This window comes from Anoxybacillus sp. LAT27, assembly GCF_022030075.1.
Classification (GTDB): domain Bacteria; phylum Bacillota; class Bacilli; order Bacillales; family Anoxybacillaceae; genus Anoxybacillus; species Anoxybacillus kestanbolensis.
Window position 1 is genome coordinate 1 of sequence record NZ_JAIWYK010000041.1, and the last position, 857, is coordinate 857.

At 39.2% G+C, this 857-nt stretch carries 1 protein-coding gene and 1 pseudogene; both read right to left on the minus strand.

What is annotated here, in order from left to right; translation table 11 throughout:
* Window positions 1-278: 278 nt before the first annotated feature.
* Window positions 279-392, minus strand: coding sequence for a DUF6254 family protein (locus LD028_RS02295; protein ID WP_003396753.1), 114 nt, complete (start codon window positions 390-392; stop codon window positions 279-281).
* Between the two features lie 220 nt (window positions 393-612).
* A pseudogene (locus LD028_RS02300) lies at window positions 613-857 on the minus strand (hypothetical protein); the annotation flags it as partial.

Genomic DNA, 857 nt, shown 5'->3' on the forward strand with positions numbered 1-857 from the left:
CGATATGCTTGCATCGTTTTTTGAAGAAGTTGTTCTTGTTCAGATGTCGGTAAAATTTTAATTTTTGCTGTTAAAGTCAATTTCATGTCCTCACCACCTTTCACTAATTTTATTTTATATTTTTTTAGTGAAAAATAAACAAAAAAAAACGCATTCCTCCCCATGCTTGAAAGCAGGGGTTTCCTGCGTGATTAATCATGAAAACGAAATTCGTGCACTAAAAGCAAAATAACGATGCAAAAGGCTGTCACAAACTTCCTTGGGACAGCCTTTTCCATTTATTTTTCCTCTTTTGCTAGTTGTTCAAACGACTTCACTTTCCCGTGCGGTTCATTTTGCGCTTGCTTACGAACGGTCCATTGTCGCTCTTTTTGTCGTTTCGATTGAGTCATTGTGCCACCTCCCCTTTTTATCATTTGTTCCTTTTTCTTTTTTATGACTTTTTTATTGTTTGAAAATTGTGTATATTTGAGATAAGGGGAAAAGGGTCTTGAACAACAAGCGATGAGCGTCCATCAACTTGCGAAAGAAGCAGCCGTGTTGGCGGAAAACGTCAATCAGCTGAAACAAATTTTACATCGGTTTGGCGTGGAATAAAGAGAAAAGGCGAGCCTAATGTGCATTGGCTCGCTCGTTTTTTGTATGATACATATATGCCAAAATGCCGATCGCTAAAACGAAAAGAAGTAAGAACATATCCCCTGCTTCTAAACTAGCTGCAACGCTACACCCGAAACAAAAGAGAAGCGGCGTTTTCAGCCACTCTTCACCGCTAAATAACCACCATTCCAACAAACCGATCGTAAACGCCAATACGTACATCGTTCCGTCATGAAACAAAACATAACCGCCAAATG